Below are 17,529 nucleotides of genomic sequence, written 5' to 3'. Positions count from 1 at the left end.
TTAAACAATCATTTCGAAGAACTCTGCTATTGGTCCAAGTGCTAAGGCTGGGAAGAAGCTTAATGCGCCAATAAGAAGTACAACGAAAATCAAAATACCAATGAACATGGCATCATGTGTAGGAAGTGTTCCTGCACTAGCTGCTACTTTTTTCTTAGTTACCATACTACCTGCAATAGCTAAGGTAGCAAGCATTGGTACAAATCTTGCAAATAACATAACAAGCCCAATAGTTACATTTAAGAAAGGGGTATTTGCCCCAAAGCCTGCAAAAGCTGAGCCATTATTACCGCCAGCAGATGAGTAAGCATAAAGTACTTCTGAAAAACCATGAGCACCGTTATTATTTAAGCTGTCAGAGACAGATGGTACTAAGGTTGCAATACCACTTCCCACTAATATAGCAATAGGTGTTGCAAGGCACACAAGAACTGCCATTCTCATTTCATAAGGTTCTATCTTCTTACCTAAATACTCCGGTGTTCTACCCACCATTAAACCTGCTATAAATACAGCTAAAATAATGAAACCAATCATCCCATATAAACCACAACCGACTCCTCCAAAAATAACCTCTCCAAGCTGCATTTGAAGCATCGTAATCATACCACCTATTGGTGTATAGCTATCATGCATAGAGTTAACAGAACCATTAGAAGCGGCTGTTGTAAAGGAAGCCCAAGTCGCTGAACTTGCTATACCAAAACGACTTTCCTTACCTTCCATATTCCCCCCAGCTTGATTAGTGCTAGATAAATCTACCGCACCACTTTGTGCCAGCTGAGGTGTTGCTTGTTGTTCACTAAAACCTATAATGCCAAGGCCTATAACTAACAGGATAAACATAGCTATAAAGATGGCCTTGCCCTGCTTTTTATCTTTGATATTCCTTCCAAACGTAAAGCAAAGTGCTACTGGAATCAATAAGAGAGAAATCATTTCTATAAGATTAGATAATGCTGTTGGATTTTCTAATGGATGTGCGGAGTTAACACCGAAGAAGCCACCACCATTTGTTCCAAGTTGTTTAATCGCTATTTGACTTGCTGCTGGTCCCATGGGTATTACTTGCTCTGTAACAACTGTTCCATCCTGTAAGGTAATGGGTTCTACTAAGCTTACTGTTTCATAAGGTTCAAAGCTTTGAACAACCCCTTGTGATACAAGTGCAATAGTTACTACCATTCCTAATGGCATTAAGATATAAAGAATCGTTCTTGTCATATCTACCCAAAAGCTACCAATGCCTTTCTTTTCTACTCTTCTAAGACCTCTAATAAGTGCAAATAGAACAGCAATACCAGTTGCTGCTGAAACGAAATTTTGAACGGTTAGTCCCATCATTTGTGAAAAATAACTTAAAGCACTTTCTCCCGAATAAGCTTGCCAATTAGTATTAGTAACGAAACTTGCTGCGGTGTTAAAAGCTAAGTGCCATGAATGACCTGGGATTCCCTCTGGATTTAAGGGAAGCATTTTTTGAAGTAACAAGCAAAAGAATAATACGATTAAGCCTACTAGATTAAAAGCTATAGCACTTAAGGCATATTTTTTTGAGTGCATTTCTTCCTTTTCATCGATTTTTAATAGTTTATAAATACCTCTTTCACAAGGTAACAGTATTTTTGAAAGCCATACCTTCTCTCCATCCATTACCTTGCCTATATATTTGCCTAAAGGTATCCCTAGGGCCACTATAATTGCTAAGTAAATGATATATTGCAATGCTGTAGACATTATCGTTCATCCCCTTTAAAAAATATCGTTGTTAAATAAATAAGGAACATTACCCCTACTAAACCAATTAAACTTGTAACAACTTGCATCACTGTCACTCCCTTCTTAATTCCCTTTTAATCTAACACACAGAAAATGAGTATAGTATTAGGGTTATATAGATAAACATAAAGATTGCATAAAGATGAATCGTTTTTTCCAAAACTAGATTCAAACTTTATGCAATCTTTATACGGTCTTTATTCATTTATTTTTTCCTTAATACTAAACTTATTATTATGGAACAAGGCTTTTCATTATATTCTTTTAAGGAAATGTAATCAGTAGCTTAATCACTTATGATTTGATATAACTTGCTTGACGAGTTCAGGATTTACTAGTAATTTAAGTCCTGTATAAGCAAGAAGCTGTGTGCCTTCCTCTATTTTACCAATACCTTCTTCACTGCCACATACCTGCAAGAAGACTTCTGAATGAAGTGGTGCTTCCTCATCAGTAATTTTAAAAATAGGATGTAGAAGCGGGATAACCTGTGACACATTCCCTGCATCAGTTGAAGGAAAGGTTCGGTCATCTGTCCACTCTATTCCTAACTCCTCTAAAGTTTCCTTATAAACTAAGTCTAGCTTTTCATTAGGAATAATGTTATCTACCTTATTTTGAAAGAGCCCCATTTTATAGGTGCACCCTGTTGCCAGTGCCGCTCCTTCTGCTATTTTCTCTACTTTTTTATAAACTTCATTTACTTTTTGTCTTGTTGCTCCTCTTAAATAAAATCTCCCTCTCGTATAATCAGGAACCGTATTAGGTGCTGTCCCTCCATCTAAAATAATGCCATGTATCTTCACATCAGAGGTTAAATGCTGCCTTAGGGCATTAATGCCATTATAGGTGAGAATCAGTGCATCAAGGGCATTAATTCCTTGTTCAGGTGCGGCCCCTGCATGAGCAGCTTTTCCAAAGAATTCAATATCAACTGGATCAAGTGCCAGTGATTTTGGTGTTAGTGTATTAACTCTTCCTGGATGTAATTCTAAAGCAATATCCACATCTTTAAAATAACCCTTTACCACAAAGCTTTCTTTAGCACTACCGTTTTCTCCTCCTTCTTCTCCAGGTGTACCGTAAACCCTTATCTCTCCGCCTAATTCCTCTAACTGCTTACTAAGGGCAATGGCGCTAAATGTACTTATTGTACCAATGAGATTGTGCCCGCAGCCATGTCCAAGACCTGCTAAAGCATCATATTCAGCTAAAAATGCTAACGTTGGTCCCGCTTTCTCAGATTTTTTAACAGCCGTAAAACCTGTAGGATGTCCAGCTACATCTCTAGTTACTACAAAACCATGTTCTTCTAATTTCTCAGACAAAATGCCACTGGCAAAATACTCATGGTTAGATGTTTCTGGGCGAGCAAATATTTCTTTTGCAATGGTCTTATACGCTTCTTGATGCTCATTAATATATTGAAACAAACTATTCTTTTTGCTATTCATAAGCTTCTCCTCCTATTAAAATACAGGGCTGTTACAAAACGAATGCTTTCTTTCATTCTATTTTGTAGCAGCCCTATTTCTCTAAATTGCCACTCATCTATTAATTAAACTAATCACTATTTAGATTCTACCATACTGGGATATAAGCACCACTATAAATTTCTTCAATTGCCTTTTTGGTTTCATCTGTATGGTAGACTTCCATTATCTTCTTAAATACCTCTTTGTCTTTATCCTCTGTTCTTACTGCAATGACATTAAAATATTGCTGTGCATTTTCTTGCTCTGGATCTTCTCTATAAATGTAATCATAGATGCCTGCATCTGTTGCTGCACCACCATTAATAGCTGCAAAGTCTACATCTGCCAAAGAACGTGGGATTTGTACAGATTCCATTGAAACAAATTCAAGCTTCTTTGGATTCTCTGCAATATTCTTTGTAGTTGGTGTCACTTTGTCTGTCCCATCTAAAGTAATAAGCCCTGCTGACTCTAAAAGAAGTAATGCTCTTCCGCCATTAGTAGCATCATTTGGAATAGCCACAGTTGCCCCATCTTTAACTTCATCTAAGCTTTTGATTTTGTTTGAATATAAGCCAAGAGGTGCAATAAATGTATAGCCGATTGAAGATAAGTCTAAGCTATGTTCTTTGATGAAATTTTCAAAATAAAGTTCATGTTGGAAAGCATTAAGGTCAATTTCACCGTCTGCTAAAGCAAGATTAGGTTTAATATAATCAGAAAAGCTCACTGGTTCAAGTTCAATATTATACTCTGCCAGCCTTTCATTGATATTATCCCACAAGCGAAAATCTGTACCATTTACCCCAATCTTAAGAACTGTTTTTTCCCCACTATCTGTTTTTTCTGTCTGAGTAGTATTACTTGCCTCATTGCTTGCTGGTTTTCCTGCCCCACATGCTGAAACTCCTAATGCTAATACACCTGTTAATATAATAGATAATAATTTCTTTTTATTCATTGTCATCTCTCCCTATCCTTTTTATAATTTATTATTAATGAGCCAATTTTTTATAGATGAAATCTCCCACTCCCTGAATCAAATAAACTAGGAGTAAAATAATAATAATGGTAACGATCATAATGTCTGTCTTAAAGTACTGATAACCATATCTAATAGCAAAATCGCCAAGTCCGCCTCCACCAACAGTTCCAGTGATAGCTGAATAACCAATTAAGCTAATAAGTGAAACAGTAATGGCTAAGATAATATCTTTTCTACCTTCTACTAAAATTACTTTCGTAATAATCTTCCATGTTGAAAATCCCATAGCCTCATAAGCTTCAATAATACCTCTATCTACCTTAAGAAGTGCCATTTCTACTTGTCTTGCTATAAAAGGAAAGCTGGCAACTACCAGTGGCACAATAGCACCTTTAACACCAATGGTTGTTCCTACAATCATTCTAGTAAGTCCTGGGATAGCTGCTATAAGTACAACAAACGGTATAGACCTTAATGTATTTACAATCTTAGAAACAATGGAATAAACTAATTTGTTGTCACAAATATGGTCCTTTGAAAAAACAAGTAGCATGACCCCTACTGGAATGCCTATGAGTGAAGCAAATAGACCTGATACAGAAATCATGATCATTGTTTCATTAAAAGCCTTTCCTAGCTCTGCTGAGTATTCAATTACATTAGGTATTAATTGCTGTAGCATGTTTAATCACCTCCACTTTTGTATTCAATGTTCTATAGTAATCAAGCGCTTTTTGTATCTGCCAATCATCACCTCTAAGCTCAACTATAAGGCTCCCTACAATGCCTGTATAAAGATGCTCAATATTCCCAAATAAGATATTAACTTGAATATCAAAGTCTCGTTCTAACTTTGAAAGTATAGGTTCATGAGCTACTTCACCATAAAAGTTAAATTTGCATACCATACCTGTAAACTGTGTTAAATCTTCTTCGTTAATGATGGTTCCTGAAGAATGGGCAACAAAGTCTTTGGCTACCTGACTTTGAGGACTAGTAAAAACTTCTACAATATCTCCACTTTCAATCACTTCGCCCTTCTCCATAATGGCAATGCGGTTACAAATGCTTTTTACTACTTCCATCTGATGCGTAATGATTACAATGGTAATATTCAGCTTATATCTAATTTCCTTTAGAAGCTGAAGAATAGATTTGGTTGTGGTAGGGTCTAGAGCGGAAGTAGCTTCGTCACATAGCAGAATCTTTGGATCACTGCTTAGTGCCCTTGCAATAGCTACTCTTTGCTTTTGCCCACCACTCAGCTGATTAGGATAAGCATATTTTTTATCTGTTAGATCTACTAACTCTAGTAAGTTGTTGACCTTTTCTTCAATTTCTTTTTTATTCCACTTTAAATTTTTAAGAGGCGCTGCAATATTGTCATAAACATTAATACTGTTCATTAAATTAAAGCCTTGAAAAATCATCCCGATATTACTACGCACTCTAGACAATTCTTTTTTATTCATTTGAGTAAGTATGGCGCCGTCTACCTCTACTTCTCCTTCATCAGGCCTCTCTAGTAAATTAATGATGCGAATGAGCGTACTTTTCCCTGCCCCACTATAGCCAATTACTCCGAAAATATCGCCTTGTTCTATCTCTAAATTAATATCCTTTAGTGCTTCAACCTTTGTACCCTTTGTATGAAAGGTCTTATGTATATGACTTAATTTAATCATATTTTTTCCTCCCCTCTTCCTAGTTTTTTTCTAGAATACCTGCATTGTCTTCTGGCATTAACCTCAAAAATAGTCTTTTTAAATGAGCAATTTCTTTGAGCTGTTTCTTTGTAAACACATAAGGAAGTTGTCCTTTTTCTATGTTGTTTATCAGTTTAATGAAATCTAATAATTTAATTTCCTTATATTTTCCCTTTTCATATTGCTTAAAGATATAATAAGGAAATACCTTTAAATCGCTTATCACCGTTACTTCTTTTTCCTTATGGATTCCTTTAGTCAATTCAATCTTTATTAGAATCCCAAGTAAAGCATTCAACGTATTAAAATCTCCTACCAGGTTGCCTAACGAATAAGCAATCAGTCCTGTTTTCCTAACTCCTTGTATTGGATCTATGAAGCTATACTTTTCAATAGGCTGCACGACATGAGCATGATTGCCTATAATAATATCTACGCCGCATTCCTCTAATACCCGATGTCCCATATCGATGATGTTTTGAATAGGGTAGGATTCAAATTCTAAGCTCCAATGGAGACAGGCAACTACAATGTCAGCATTCTTTTCCCTAGCAATTTGTACATGTTCCTTCACTAAATCTAGCTTTTCTCCCGGGTTATTCAGCTTGACATGGTTTACTAAATATGGCTTTCCCTCTGGCACTTGATCACCGTTCAGAGTAAAGGTATAAGCTAAGTATGCTACCCTTACCCCATGCTTTTCTATGATGGGAATGTCTCTTTGTTCCTCTATACTTCTAGCTGTCCCAACCTGTTTACAGCCTTTTTTATCAATCAATTCTAAGGTTTCAATAAGCCCTGATTCTCCTTGATTTAAACAGTGATTATTAGCTGTAGAGAAAAAATTAATCCCTCTTCCACCATGTAAATATCTTTCAAACATACCTAGTGTTCCATTAAGCTCTGGCGTACTATTAACACTTCTTGGTGCATTCTGAACTGGTTTAGAAGAAGCTATAGGCGTTTCCAAATTAGCGTAAATGCTGTCTACTCCATCAAAGTAAAAGTCTTCTACCTCATCCCAGAAATGCTCGGTTGTCTCTGGTGTTAACTGGTCTCCTGAAAGTAAGTCTCCACCCGCTGTTAAAGTAAATTTCCCTGTTATCTCAAATGCCTCTGGTAATGAAAATGTAAGGTCTTGCTTTTTAAAATAATCCTCAATTTGACTACCTTTCTCTGCTCTTTCAATCTGCTTTATGTAATACTTATATTTCCACCAATCAAACTCCCCTGGCTGCAAATTACTAAAGTCCCCCTGCACATTTTGGGAATATCTATAAGTATCGCCTTTGATTACTCCTAATAAGCGATATTTTAATTTTTCAGCTGCTAGCGACATTTACTCCACCTCCCTGTTGTTTTAGAAACTCCTTCATCTGTAGAAGATCGTTCTAACCTATATATGTTTTACTATATAAAATACAAAAGCTACTTTCTTATTGATAAGAAAGTAGCTCAAATAAAGCAGAACTCACCTTCTTATCTTCTCAAACTCAAAGTTTTAATTACTCTACGTTTGTAGGAATTAGCACCGTGTACACTTATGGAATGTCCGGTTGCTGGGCATCATAGGGCCTATCCCTCAGCCTCTCTCGATAAGAAACAGTTTTTTATTTCTGTGTTTTTATTTCTTAGTGTTTTAATATGTTTTGTAGTATATATTCTTCGTCGAATATTGTCAATAAAATTGCTTATATTTAAAATATAGTTTTTTCCTATAGCTAGATATTGATTTTTCAAGCTTTTGAACCTCATGTATTGATTTTACTTGGTTTTTACAACTATGAATTTCCACATTTTTAATTCCTAGTATTTTAGTAATAGATTGTTTCTGACACTATAAGTTACTTTTTGAATGAAGGTTTGAAAGCATATTTTATAAATACAAAATTTTTATGAAAATATTAAAAAAATACTTGACAATGACATTTAAGAAGCCTATATTATAAGTGTAATTAGCACTCGACCAATGAGAGTGCTAACAAAACTATAAAAAGGTTTCTTAAAGGAGGAGTTTATATGTTTGGATTAACACCATTCAATCGTCAAGCAGTTCAAAGGAGCAACAACGGATTTGTAGACTTTTATCATGTAATGGATGACTTTTTTAACAATGATCTTCTCAACTTAAGGGATTTTAAGTATGACACCTTTAAGGTAGATATTAAAGAAGATGCTAATGGCTATGCTATTGAAGCAGAGATGCCAGGCGTAAAAAAAGAAGACATTGCCATCGACTATCAGAACGATCAACTGATTATAGCCGTACAACGAAAAGAAGAAATGAATGATGAAAAAGATCAATATATCCATCGAGAACGTCGCATTGCTTCTATGCAGCGTGCGATTAGCTTAAAAGATGTTAAAGTAGAAGGCATTACAGCTAAACTAGAAGAGGGTATATTAAAGATAAATATTCCAAAAGAAGAAGTACCCAAAGCAAAACGATTAATTGAAATCCAATAAAAGTTAAGACTTAGAGGACTACTGCACCAAATTGCAGCAGTCTATTTTTATTGTATAGGAAAGCAGGACTTTCCTATACAATAAAAATAGAGAGCTAGATAGCTCTCTATCACAATATTTCTTAATTTACTCACTCAAAAAAGGTGAAAAATCTATTTCTTTTTTATAGGAAGCCAAAACTTAAATTCTACTGGTACCTTCGAGGGATTGTCAGCTAAAAACCATTCCTTCGAAAAAAGATGTTCTTCTAAATAATTTCGACCGTCAAAATCCACATCATAGCCGCCCATATCCAACATACACTCATATATAGTCTGTGATGATTTTTTCATGGATAAACCTATATCTAAAGTTCCATCTTCATTAAATTCATTCAACACCACATCACCCACAAGAAATAGGCCTTTAGGTGCATCACTCACCTTTGCGCCTAGCAAAGTTGTATTGAGTCCTTCTTCCCCATGCAAAACCATTTGAGCCTTATATTCATGAAAATCATTTTCTTCCCCTGTTGGGTGATGTCCATTAGGTACAAAACCTATATATCTCCTAGCTTCATAGTCATTCAGATTTTTTACAGCCCCCTCTCGTAATTGATTCCATGCCAAAGTTTCAGGTCTGTCACAATTTACTTGAAAGGAAACTACTTTCATATGATTTAATTCTTCAATACGAACTAATGATTTTGAACCAGTCATGATACTACCTCCGTCAAACTTGATTTGGAAAGTGATTGGCTGATATTTTTTGGCTATTCCCAGCTTTCGGACAATCGTTGGCGGCATACCATGAAAAGCTTGAAAAGCTCTCGTAAATGCCTCTGGAGATTCATATCCGTACTTATTAGCTAAATCCACTACCTTTATATCAGTATTTTTAATATCCTCACCTGCAAGAGACATTTTTCTAAACCGCACATAATCTCCTATTGTTAAATCTGTCATGAATGTAAACATTCTTTGAAATCGCGTCAAAGAGCAACAGGCAACACGGGCAACTTCGCAATAATCAATTTTACCTGTTATATTTGACTCTATGTAATCCAAAGCATCATTCATCTTACTTAACCATTCCATCACCAATTTCACCTCTAACAGCAGTATAACTCAAGTTTTCAAAAAGTACCTTGCAAAAAAAATCAGTTGATGCAAGACTTCTGCTTTCTATAATAAGACTATTCTCATTATAGCATATAAGGATTTTGTTCTTCGCATATTTAACTCCATTTTTATAGGACTTTTAATGTCTTATTATAATAAAAAAGCTGTAGATTTACTCTACAGCTTCTTTTTAAATATAACAAAAAGACTTTCTTTTGCTTTGTGTAATGCTGATTTCTATTCACTACTTATTATTTTTTAACCACATGATGGCACTATAGGCATGAATCGCAGCTCCCGTAGGTAATATTTCTTCATTAAAGACAACCTTTGCACTATGCATAGGCTCACCATATAAATCATTTTCGGCTTTTGAACCAGCACCTAACATCATATAAACACTTGGTACTTCATATGAATAAGAAGCAAAATCTTCTGATCCCATACCACCTGACTCAAATAATACTACTGACTTTTCACCTACTAAGTCCTTTACATAGTCTGTTATTTCATGTGCTAAGTTATTATTATTAGTTAGTGGTGGTACAGAAGATAGTTCTATTAATTCTGCTTCGCCTCTAAACATCTTAGCTGTAGAAGTTACTATTTCATTCATTCTGTTAAATATAAATTCGCCTATTTCTTTATCTAAACTTCTAATAGTACCCTCCATAATAACCTGGCCAGGTATGATGTTTGCTGCGTCTCCTCCAACAAACTTTCCTATAGTAACAACCGCTGATTGAGTAGCTGATACTTCTCTAGCTATAATTTCTTGTAAAGATAGATAGATATGAGCAGCTATATTGATAGGATCCACGCCTAGCTCAGGCATTGCCCCATGACAGCCCGCTCCTTTTACAACAATTCTAAATCTATTACATCCTGCTATACTTGTTCCTAAGCCACATAATATGACATTTGAAGGTGTGCCCGAGTGAACGTGCATCGCCATGGCTGCATCTACCTTTGGATTTTCAAGGACGCCTGCCGCTATCATTTTCTTAGCTCCAGTAAAGCCTTCTTCATCTGGTTGAAATACTAATTTTACAGTTCCTTCTATTTGCTCTTGATTCTCTCTAAGTAATTTGGCAGCACCTAAAAGCATAGCCGTATGCATATCATGCCCACAAGCATGCATATAACCATTAGTTGACTTAAAGTCACATTCTGTCTCTTCAGTTACTGGTAGTGCATCCATATCTGCCCTTAACAAAAAAGTCTTTCCTGGTTTATTCCCCTTAATTGTGGCCACTATACCACTTTCACATATCTCTTCCGGTTCATATCCCATAGCTCTTAATTGCTCTATTACAAATGCTTTTGTCTTTGGCAACTTTGCACCCACTTCAGGATCACTATGAATGGTTCTTCTATAACTTACTATGTCATCTTTTAATAATTTAGCTTGTTCAATAAACTTATTCATCATTCTTTCTCTTCCTTTTATTTGTATGAGATTTCCTTATTATTCTTTTGCTTTTAACAGTCTCTTTTAGTATGATATTTTCAGTATATATGATTTTAGCGCTCTTTAATAGCTTCTATCCTTATTTCTATGGTAAAAATGATTTCATTTTACTCCACTAAATCTTGTCAGAAGTATTCTCTGGAGCTTTGGAAATACCTGTAATCTTTTTATGCTTTGTTTTAACCCAAACTGTACTTTTATAAGTAAGCGTACCATATACAATGGCAAAGTACATACATATCGCATAATGAAATTGATTAAGGATATACGATATGTCATACTTATTACAATAGATGGTATAGAAAATAGTATAGATAAAAATCAGTATACTTATACTAATAAACAAAAGGGATATATATGTTTTAGTAATCAATATATATATCCCAATTATTGTAAATAAAAGTACTCTTATAGGGGTATTAATAAACAAAAAGGTATCTACTAGTTGCAAGCTAGGTTTTTTAATGCATTCTCTAATGAGTTTTCCTGTCAGCTTAACACTTACTTGCATATGGCCTCTACACCATCTTACTCTTTGAACAATAGATGGAACCCATCCATCAAGATGTTGATTAAGTACATACTGCTCTTCGACAAACTTGATTTTATATCCTTTTAAGATAGACAGTACACTAAATTCTAAGTCCTCTGTTAGTGTTGTACAATGCTGAAAGTCAACCTCGTCAAAAACCTTTTGATCAATACTAAATCCTGTGCCACTGAGGGATGCTGATAAACCTATGTTATTTCTAGCAATTTGTCTATCATAGGTTGTTCGATTAAAGGCAGTCGTAAAACTTCTTGCAACAAAACTTTCATCATTGGCTGAACATATCCTACATTGAAGTATATCAAACTCTTGGTGATAATAATTAAAGGCTGTAAGCATCTGAGGACTCACCTTATTATCTGCATCTAGTATAACAATATACTGATTATTCCAGAGGTTATGTTGCTTTAAATAGTCAATGCCAGCATTTAAAGCCTTGGGCTTACTTCCCCCTTTCACAGGTACAACTGTCATATTAAAATCGGGATTTTTTTCTTTAAACTGATGGCATAGTATTTCTGTTTTGTCTGTACAGTTATCTGCAATGACAACCACATGGAACAACTGCCTATCATAATCACTATTATATAAAGCCAATAAATTATCGACTATGACTTGTTCCTCATTATGACAAGCAATCAATACAGTAAAAGTGGCAGTCCGATTAAGTACATATTCAATTGGTATATTTCTCTTTTTAAAAGAAAAAAAAGAAATAATAATATCGTATAAAATGGTTAACTCTAATATCCAAAACAGTATAATCATTTGTTATCTCCATTTCGCTTAAGCATACCTATTTAACTTTAAATAGTCGTCTATAGTGTGCCCTTTATTGGCTAAATTTAATAATACTTACCATTTTTATATATAATTTTCCAGTAAATTTGCTTATTTTTAATCACATTATTATGCTTTAAGTATTTTATGTCGAAATAAGTATTATAGTAGAGACAAATAATACAGTATAAATAAGTAATATAGGAAAAATAAATATTATTGGGAAATAAGTATTATGACCCTAATTAAAAATAAATATTTAAAGGATTAAAACGTATGCATAAAAAACTAATTTTATTTTCTATTGCTATGATGTTAGTTGTGACCTCATCTTGTTCTAATACCCAAGCTTCTGAGCTAAAGTCTACTCAACTATTTGTAGAGAAAAAAATGTTTCGTAGCGACTACGGTATCAAAACCACTTATCATCTCCCATCCCCATCCTATGATCATGCTTCTGGTGAGGAGGTTTTAAGTGAATCTATGGGTCTTATGATGCTACATTATGTGTATACCAAAAATGAGTCAGCTTTTGAGAATCTAAGATTATTTTGTGAAGAAAAGTTAAAAAACAAGCCTCTCTATGTGTATCGTGAAGGCTTCTCAATCAATGCTTTGATAGATGATTTTCGGCTAATAGAAGCCTTACTTCTAGCAGGTGAAACCTTTAATAATTTAGACTATACAAATCAAGCATTAGCTTATGCTAATGTTTTATATGAAACCAATACTGCTAATGGTCACTTAGTTGACTTTTATGATGTGCAGTACAAAAATAGAAATAACTTTCTTACATTGTGTTATGCTAACTTTAAACTTCTACATAAATTAAGTACCTATGATTCTCGTTGGCAACCTATCTTAGATGATACAAAAGCTACTGTTCATTCAGGGTTTATATCTGATAGTTTTCCTCTTTATCGCAATCATTATGACTACACCAGTAATGATGCCTATAACGAAGAGCCTATTCATATCATTCATGGACTTAAGACACTACTGCACTTAGCTGAAATAGAAGAACTTCCTGCTAGTAGTTTACAGTGGTTAAAGCAACGTATAGATGAAGGTACTTTATATGGTAGCTATAGCCTTACTGGGGAAGCCTTAACAGATGTTCAATCAACAGCCGCTTATGCACTAGCTGCTAGAATAGCTGCTGTTGTTGGTGATAGGCTTCTTTATGATCAATGTATACAACGCATGGAACAATATAAAATCAAAGATACAGCTCATGAAATGTTCGGCTCTTTCGGAAATGCCGAAACAAAAGAGGCCTATTCATTTGATCAACTCACAGCTCTTCTGGCATATGATGCAGAGGCCCTTTTAAAATGACTAAACATATAGCATTTCATAATTACCATAAGCTTTGATTATCATAGGTCTTGATTATAAATAGCTATCATATAGCACTCATCTATCTAGACCAAATGAGCTATTATCTTTTATCACGTTAAAGCACCAATAAAAGGGGCAATAATCAATAAGAAGATTCTTGCCCCTTTTATTTATCAAACACATTTGCTTCGGTGTAGCCCTTATACTTGTTCCTACTTACTACCCTTTACTTAAAAATAATATTCTCTTAGCAGTATCATCTTTGAATATCCTTGCTCTTTAGTTATTAGATTTCAAAGCTTTTCATCACTTCATAATAATCCATTACAAAATGATCTGCTATCTCCTTCATTTCTAATTGCATTTCTTCTGTTTGATTATCAAATATTCCCCAAGCTGTCATACCTGCTGATTTGCCAGCTCTCAGTCCATTTGGAATATCTTCAAAAATTAAGCACTTATGAGGCTCCACTTTTAAATCTTCTGCTACTTTTAAATAGATATCAGGAAAAGGCTTACCCCTACCCACTTCACAAGAGGTGCGAATCTGACTAAAGTAATCTCTAATATTTAATGCTTCAAGTACAGCTTCTACTAGTTCAATACTATTGCTAGTAGCAATGCCCATTTTAATATTCTTTTCTTTAAGCCATACTAAAAAGTCTTTAGCTCCTGCTTTTAATGGTACTTTTTTAGTATAGAATTCCCATGCCATCTCATTCCAACGTTCTTTGATAGCTTCTATACTCATTTCTAATTTAAAACGTTCTTTAAAATAAATAGCTGTTTCTGTGAAACTTTTGCCCTCTAATATTTTATCCATATCTTTAGGTACTGCAAGCCCTAATTCACTTAAAAAAGTCTCATCAATTTTTTCCCATACCCACATGGAATCGATTAAGGTACCATCTAAATCAAAAATAACTGCATCATATTGTTTATTCATTGTGCTTCCCCTCGAGTTTGTCATTATTAATACTTTTTGGTTTCTATAAAAAATATTATAACACCAAACTAAAGCCTAACCTATTAGTACGATCTCCCTAATATAGAATATCTAATAAGTAAGCAAGCTATTATTCATCTTTCATTCCATTCGGGAAATCTAATCTTCTAAATAAATCTACAATTACTTTCTTCTAATGCGCCTTTAACCTCTTCCCATTTAGAGCCTTTAATTAAAATATAATCCGTATCATACGTGGCCACCACCAAAATTCCTGTCTTCTGCTTAGCAATAATATCTGCTAAGAAAGCTATCATTCCATACTTTCCAAAAGAAGCATCTTCCGCTATTCTAAAACAACGCCAGTCATGTTCAACTTCTATACATGCTTTAGGTACTAGCTTTGTTGGGCAAATAACGGAATACTCCTCATCCGTATGACTTGTGAATACATACAGTTCATTTAAATTTACCTCACTAAAATCCTTTACCTTACATATAGAAAATGCCTCATTAATCATTTGCAAATCCACTTCATCATCTCCCCAATACTCTTTTTTTCATAATATACTGACCTAACTTTATGACTATTCCTAGTATAAATAATCCTCCCCATATGCCTATCATGCATAGCTTCATGGATGTAGCCATACCTGCTATAGTAACAGCTATGGGATGCTGCACAGGATATAATAATAATACACTAAATAGCAATATATTTTCTATGATATCGAATAATCCTCTAGCAACTGGTACACCAATAGTAATAGTACGTATCCATTTAGCTTTTGTCCATTTATAGGCATATAGAGAAAGTAAAATCTGTACACCACCAAAACCTATCACAAATAAAAAGTCCCCTATGAAATACTTCTGGTAGATGCTAAACCCTTTTGGCTCCATCTGGTCTAAAACCGTATAAACACTATTTGCATCATAACTTTTCATATCAAAAGTTCCATAGCCATTATTATAACTTTGCAAGGCTGTACTGCTCCAAGGACTAAATTCTACCCAATAAAATGTAATAATAAATAATAAAACAATTCCCCAAACCACATACTTTTTCCTCATAATCGCTCTCCCCTCAACCCTTTAATTCTTCAACCAAAGCCATTGTGTTTTTCCCTGCCTTGCAGTGGTAGGTACATGCACCACATTGAATGCAGTTTTCTGGATGAAGCTCTTTTATAACCGAGAGATTATTTTTTTCTATAGCTGCAATTATTTTATCTACCCGTATTTGCATTGGGCATTTTCTACTACAAGCACCACATCTTCTGCATCTTGCTTCTTGATCATAACTAATAGCTTCTCCATAGCCTATAAAATTCGTAGTAAGAGTGATTTCATCCTCCTGAGTAGTTTCACGTCCCATCATTATTCCTTCTCCAAAGTAAGGGGTTAACCTTGGTCTTTTTCCTAGGGTTTGACCTAGAATATCTATGACCTTATCGCCCACATTAACCCTTGCTACTAAAGCCTCACCTGTTGATAAATCTGCTACTGTTATAAGTCTAGTATTAGCTACTACCCCCTCATAAATGGCCTCGTAAATAGCATAGATGGTTTGAACATTGAGCATTAAAATCCCCTTCATAGTAGGTATTTCATTAGCTGCAAAGTTCTTTCCTAATACATGGTTAATCAGTATTTTTTCTGCACCCATAGGGTACCTATTAGGCACTAAACATACCTCATAATCTTTGCTATCTATCTTCTCTTTTGTAGCCAGTATGATTCTATTAAACCCAATATACTTATTCAGTAATGCTATCCCCTTCTCAATCTTTCCTAGCTCATGTTTAATGAGCCAATCATCATGAATAAGTCCTGGATCACAGGCCACTGCATTAATAATGAGAACTTTCTCCTTTACTTTTGCATCCACTACTGCCTTTACTTTCTTGTCTGTTTGAAACCCACTGCCACTTAAGCCACAAATCCCTTTTTCCCTAAGTTCTTCTAGTAACAAATGAATGTTCAAATCTTCTGGTGCCTTTTTTATTATTTGCTTATTTGACAAATCATAAAAACTATTTTGGCTGCGTAATGCTACGACCTTACTAATCCTTGCTTTTGGAAAACCTCCTTTAATATGTCTGTATTGTTTTTGATAAGCTTTTTGAATATGCTTAATGCTAGCATTTCTTCTAGCTTGGCTTTTTGTTATTAATGGATATCCTTTCATTTCTATCCCTCCATATACATCTCCATAAAATTTTCTACATGTTTTCTAAGTAAAGGATTCATTCGTTCTTTAGGTTCTTCAATCGTATGGTATAAGAAAAATGGTGCATAGAGCTCCATGGCCATTACTTCCGCATTCTTATCCTTCATCATCTTCTGATTAATTAAGTTTTGAAAAATTTCTTTTTGACAATTAACTGGCATCTCCACAAACAAGGCTTTATAAATAGCAGCCATCTGAGGATTATTAAATTGTTCTATTAGTAGAAGTCTTCTAAACATGATAATCCATTCATCTTGTGTTTGAAAATTAAACATCTGCATACAAGTCTCTACTACATTATCAAAATTCATTTTTTCTAATTCTAGCTCTTTATACTTTTTTAAAAAACGTAATTTAGATTCCTCTACTATGCCATCTAAAATCTCTTGTTTACTTTTAAAATGTTTATATAAGGCACTGTCTCTTACCCCCACTGCTGCTGCTATAGTTCTTACTGAAACAGCCGCAAAACCTTGCACTGAAAATAGCTTCATCGATTCTAATAATATTTTTTCTTTCGTTGTCATTTACACATTTCTCCTTTTACAAGTCAATCGACTCGTATTAAGATTTCTTACCTAATCAATTTAGTGAGCAACTGCTCACTTTTGAGTATAGTTAGCGTTCGCTCACCTGTCAAGATTTTTTATTTGTTTTCTTAGTAAACTTATTTACCTATTTGTAAACCACTTTCATA

The 17,529-nt window shown here is 34.5% G+C and carries 16 protein-coding genes and 1 riboswitch; of the genes, 2 read left to right on the top strand and 14 right to left on the bottom strand.

Annotated features, from left to right (window positions below):
• The 6 genes from kdpA to EKH84_RS05145 form a co-directional block, all read right to left on the bottom strand.
• Positions 1-1,740 carry a potassium-transporting ATPase subunit KdpA gene (gene kdpA / locus EKH84_RS05170; protein ID WP_127065443.1) on the bottom strand — a complete coding sequence of 580 codons (1,740 nt, stop codon included), beginning with the start codon at positions 1,738-1,740 and terminating at the stop codon, positions 1-3.
• 329 nt (positions 1,741-2,069) lie between these two features.
• On the bottom strand, positions 2,070-3,233 hold the full coding sequence (locus EKH84_RS05165; RefSeq protein ID WP_127065442.1) for a M20 family metallopeptidase: 1,164 nt from the start codon (positions 3,231-3,233) through the stop codon (positions 2,070-2,072).
• A gap of 127 nt (positions 3,234-3,360) precedes the next feature.
• Positions 3,361-4,215 carry a MetQ/NlpA family ABC transporter substrate-binding protein gene (locus EKH84_RS05160; protein WP_243118640.1) on the bottom strand — a complete coding sequence of 285 codons (855 nt, stop codon included), beginning with the start codon at positions 4,213-4,215 and terminating at the stop codon, positions 3,361-3,363.
• Positions 4,216-4,249: 34 nt separating this feature from the next.
• Positions 4,250-4,921 (bottom strand): methionine ABC transporter permease, encoded by a 672-nt coding sequence (locus tag EKH84_RS05155; protein ID WP_013655426.1) that lies wholly within the window; start codon positions 4,919-4,921, stop codon positions 4,250-4,252.
• Positions 4,899-5,924 (bottom strand): methionine ABC transporter ATP-binding protein, encoded by a 1,026-nt coding sequence (locus EKH84_RS05150; protein WP_127065440.1) that lies wholly within the window; start codon positions 5,922-5,924, stop codon positions 4,899-4,901. The genes EKH84_RS05155 and EKH84_RS05150 overlap by 23 nt, the downstream gene beginning before the upstream one ends.
• Positions 5,925-5,943: 19 nt before the next feature.
• Positions 5,944-7,284, bottom strand: a complete 1,341-nt coding sequence (locus EKH84_RS05145; RefSeq protein ID WP_127065439.1) for a CapA family protein — start codon at positions 7,282-7,284, stop codon at positions 5,944-5,946.
• A 137-nt stretch (positions 7,285-7,421) separates the two neighbouring features.
• Positions 7,422-7,547, bottom strand: a riboswitch (SAM riboswitch).
• 417 nt (positions 7,548-7,964) lie between these two features.
• Here EKH84_RS05145 and EKH84_RS05140 point away from each other — a divergent pair.
• The gene (locus tag EKH84_RS05140; RefSeq protein WP_127065438.1) at positions 7,965-8,411 is read left to right on the top strand and encodes an Hsp20/alpha crystallin family protein; all 447 of its coding nucleotides are present in this window, start codon (positions 7,965-7,967) and stop codon (positions 8,409-8,411) included.
• Between the two features lie 152 nt (positions 8,412-8,563).
• Here EKH84_RS05140 and EKH84_RS05135 read toward each other — a convergent pair whose 3' ends face one another.
• From EKH84_RS05135 to EKH84_RS05125, 3 genes are all read right to left on the bottom strand, one after another.
• Positions 8,564-9,487, bottom strand: a complete 924-nt coding sequence (locus tag EKH84_RS05135; RefSeq protein WP_127065437.1) for a helix-turn-helix domain-containing protein — start codon at positions 9,485-9,487, stop codon at positions 8,564-8,566.
• A 268-nt stretch (positions 9,488-9,755) separates the two neighbouring features.
• Positions 9,756-10,940, bottom strand: a complete 1,185-nt coding sequence (locus tag EKH84_RS05130; protein ID WP_127065436.1) for a M20 metallopeptidase family protein — start codon at positions 10,938-10,940, stop codon at positions 9,756-9,758.
• A gap of 157 nt (positions 10,941-11,097) precedes the next feature.
• Positions 11,098-12,300 (bottom strand): glycosyltransferase, encoded by a 1,203-nt coding sequence (locus tag EKH84_RS05125; protein WP_127065435.1) that lies wholly within the window; start codon positions 12,298-12,300, stop codon positions 11,098-11,100.
• Between the two features lie 288 nt (positions 12,301-12,588).
• On the opposite strand from EKH84_RS05125, the gene EKH84_RS05120 reads away from it, so the two are divergent.
• On the top strand, positions 12,589-13,650 hold the full coding sequence (locus EKH84_RS05120; protein WP_127065434.1) for a hypothetical protein: 1,062 nt from the start codon (positions 12,589-12,591) through the stop codon (positions 13,648-13,650).
• Positions 13,651-13,939: 289 nt separating this feature from the next.
• Here the strand turns inward: EKH84_RS05120 and EKH84_RS05115 are convergent, their stop codons facing one another.
• The 5 genes from EKH84_RS05115 to EKH84_RS05095 form a co-directional block, all read right to left on the bottom strand.
• Positions 13,940-14,599, bottom strand: coding sequence for an HAD family hydrolase (locus EKH84_RS05115; protein ID WP_127065433.1), 660 nt, complete (start codon positions 14,597-14,599; stop codon positions 13,940-13,942).
• 167 nt (positions 14,600-14,766) lie between these two features.
• Positions 14,767-15,132: an ACT domain-containing protein gene (locus tag EKH84_RS05110; RefSeq protein ID WP_013655402.1), complete on the bottom strand. Its 366-nt coding sequence runs from the start codon at positions 15,130-15,132 to the stop codon at positions 14,767-14,769.
• 4 nt (positions 15,133-15,136) lie between these two features.
• Positions 15,137-15,673, bottom strand: a complete 537-nt coding sequence (locus EKH84_RS05105; RefSeq protein WP_127065432.1) for a hypothetical protein — start codon at positions 15,671-15,673, stop codon at positions 15,137-15,139.
• 13 nt (positions 15,674-15,686) lie between these two features.
• Positions 15,687-16,790 (bottom strand): 4Fe-4S dicluster domain-containing protein, encoded by a 1,104-nt coding sequence (locus EKH84_RS05100; RefSeq protein WP_127065431.1) that lies wholly within the window; start codon positions 16,788-16,790, stop codon positions 15,687-15,689.
• 2 nt (positions 16,791-16,792) lie between these two features.
• Positions 16,793-17,359, bottom strand: a complete 567-nt coding sequence (locus EKH84_RS05095) for a TetR/AcrR family transcriptional regulator (RefSeq protein WP_127065430.1) — start codon at positions 17,357-17,359, stop codon at positions 16,793-16,795.
• Positions 17,360-17,529: the final 170 nt, after the last annotated feature.

Source organism: Cellulosilyticum sp. WCF-2, from assembly GCF_003990395.1.
In the GTDB taxonomy this organism is placed as follows: domain Bacteria; phylum Bacillota; class Clostridia; order Lachnospirales; family Cellulosilyticaceae; genus Cellulosilyticum; species Cellulosilyticum lentocellum.
This window is presented reverse-complemented; position numbering and strand designations above follow the sequence as displayed.